The organism is Actinophytocola sp., from assembly GCF_035634895.1.
Taxonomy (GTDB): Bacteria; Actinomycetota; Actinomycetes; order Mycobacteriales; family Pseudonocardiaceae; genus Actinophytocola.
In genome coordinates this window covers 1-2,521 of sequence record NZ_DASQCC010000201.1, presented here as the reverse complement: position 1 = coordinate 2,521, position 2,521 = coordinate 1, and the positions used below count along the sequence as shown (strand labels likewise).

The 2,521-nt window shown below is 69.9% G+C and carries 3 protein-coding genes; all 3 read left to right on the top strand.

What is annotated here, in order from left to right:
• The coding region (locus VET29_RS30240; protein WP_324926723.1) for an FGGY-family carbohydrate kinase at nucleotides 1-545 on the top strand (545 nt) is incomplete at its 5' end.
• Complete coding sequence (araD, locus tag VET29_RS30235; RefSeq protein ID WP_324926721.1) at nucleotides 542-1,273, top strand: L-ribulose-5-phosphate 4-epimerase AraD; 732 nt, start codon at nucleotides 542-544, stop codon at nucleotides 1,271-1,273. The genes VET29_RS30240 and araD, both read left to right, overlap by 4 nt.
• Nucleotides 1,273-2,521, top strand: a 1,249-nt coding sequence (gene araA / locus VET29_RS30230) for an L-arabinose isomerase (RefSeq protein WP_324926718.1), incomplete at its 3' end; no start/stop codon positions are given. The genes araD and araA, both read left to right, overlap by 1 nt.

The window sequence follows — 2,521 nt, the reverse complement described above, 5'->3', positions numbered from 1 at the left end:
GCCACGGGCTCGTCGCGCTGGACTGGGAGGGTGGCAACCGTTCGGTCCTGGTAGACGGCAGGCTGTCCGGCGCGATCGTGGGCCTGACGCTCGCCACCACCACCCCGGAGATCTACCGGGCGCTGCTGGAGTCGACCGCGTTCGGCACCCGGATGATCATGGATACGTTCCGCGACTCCGGCGTGCCAGTGACCGACCTCGTGGTGGCGGGCGGCCTGATCAAGAGCGCACCGCTCATGCAGATCTACGCGGACGTCACCAGGCGCCCGCTCAGCGTGATCGGGTCCGGGCAGGGGCCGGCCCTCGGTTCGGCCATCCACGCGGCGGTCGCCGCGGGTGCCTACCCGGACGTGCCGGCCGCGGCGGCGGTGATGGGGCGCGAGCAGCGGGACGTGTACCAGCCCGATCCCGCCCGCGCGGACGTGTACGACGAGCTGTACGCGGAGTACGTGCGGCTGCACGACTACTTCGGCCGGGGCGAGAACAAGGCCATGTACCGGCTGCGGGCGATCAGGGACCGTGTCCTGTCCGGGAGAACAGCATGAACAGGTCGGTAACAGCCGGGCTCCGCGACGAGGTGCTCCACGCCAACCAGGCAATCCCGCAGGCGCGGCTCGCCACCCTCACCTGGGGCAACGTCAGCGGCATCGACCGCGACGCCGGCGTCTATGTCATCAAGCCCTCGGGCGTGTCCTACGACGACCTGACCGCCGAGCAGCTCGTCGTGGTCGACCTCGAGGACGGGCGGGTCGTGGACGGGTACCTGAGACCCTCCGTCGACAGCGAAACCCACCGCAGGCTCTACCTGGCGTTCGGCGACGTCGGCGGCATCACCCACACCCACTCCCCCGCCGCTGTCGCGTTCGCGCAGGCCAAGCGCGACATCCCCGTGCTCGGCACCACCCACGCGGACGCCTTCAACGGGCCGATCCGCTGTACGCGGGATCTCACCGAGGCCGAGTGCGCCACGGACTACGAGTACAACACCGGCCAGGTCATCGTCGAGACGTTCGACTCCGTCGGCGACGACCCGGCGGAGGTTCCCGGTGCGCTGGTGGCCAACCACGGCCCGTTCGTGTGGGGCAAGGATGCCGGGGCTTCGCTGAAGAACGCGATCATCTGCGAGGCGGTCGCGCAGATGGCCATCCAGACGCTGGCGCTGAACCCGCACGCCGATGCCCCGCCGTATCTGCTCGAACGCCATTACCGCCGCAAGCACGGACCGGACGCGTACTACGGAAATCCCCAAGCCGGCCAAGGAGCACAGCGCTGATGACCGCACCGACCGCCCAGGACGACTTCGAGGTCTGGTTCCTGACGGGAAGCCAGCATCTGTACGGGGAGGAGACGCTCCGCCAGGTGGCGGAGCAGTCGCGCGGTATCGCCGCCATGCTCTCCGAAGCCCCGGCGATTCGGGTGAAGCTCGTCTGGAAGCCGGTCCTGGTCGATCACGATGCGATCCGCAGGACCGTCCTGGAGGCGAACGCCGACGACCGGGTGGTCGGCCTGGTGGCGTGGATGCACACGTTCAGCCCGGCGAAGATGTGGATCGCGGGGCTCAGCGCCCTGGACAAGCCGCTGCTGCACCTGCACACGCAGGCCAATGTCGCGCTGCCGTGGGCGACGATCGATTTCGACTTCATGAACCTGAACCAGGCCGCGCACGGCGACCGGGAGTTCGGCTACGCGCTGACCAGGCTGTCCGTGCCGCGTAAGACCGTCGCGGGGCACGTCTCCGATCCGCGGGTCGTCGAGCAGGTGGCGACCTGGACCCGGGCGGCGGCCGGGTGGGCGGCGACGCGGTCGCTTCGGCTGGCGCGGTTCGGCGACAACATGCGGTACGTGGCCGTCACCGAAGGCGACAAGACCGAGGCGGAAGCCATCTTCGGCGTCCAGGTCAACACCTGGGGCGTCAACGACCTGGTGGCCGCGGTGGACGCCGCCGCCCCGGCGGACATCGACGCGCTGGTGGAGGAGTACGAGGACACCTATGACGTCGCATCGGAGCTCCAGCGCGGAAAAGAGCGCCATCAGTCGCTGCGCGACGGGGCCGCGATCGAGCTCGGGCTCCGGTCCTTCCTCGACGCCGGCGGATTCGGGGCCTTCACGACCAACTTCGAGGACCTGGGCGGGCTGAAGCAGCTGCCCGGCCTGGCGGTGCAGCGGCTGATGGCGGACGGCTACGGATTCGGCGCCGAAGGGGACTGGAAGACGGCGGTGCTGGTCCGGGCGGCCAAGGTCATGGGTACCGGCCTGCCCGGCGGCGCGTCGCTGATGGAGGACTACACCTATGACCTGACGCCGGGCCGCGAGTGCATCCTCGGCGCGCACATGCTCGAGGTATGCCCGTCGCTCACGCCGGACAAGCCGCGGCTGGAGATCCATCCGCTATCCATCGGCGGCCGCGAGGACCCGGTCCGCCTCGTCTTCACCGCGGATCCCGGGCCGGGCGTCGTCGTCGCGCTGTCCGACATGCGCGACCGCTTCCGGCTCGTCGCCAACGTCGTTGAGGTGATCCCGC

Coding starts and splice junctions, on each gene's coding strand:
- araD (WP_324926721.1), top strand. CDS start 542: ATGAACAGGTCGGTAACAGCCGGGCTCCGCGACGAGGTGCTCCACGCC.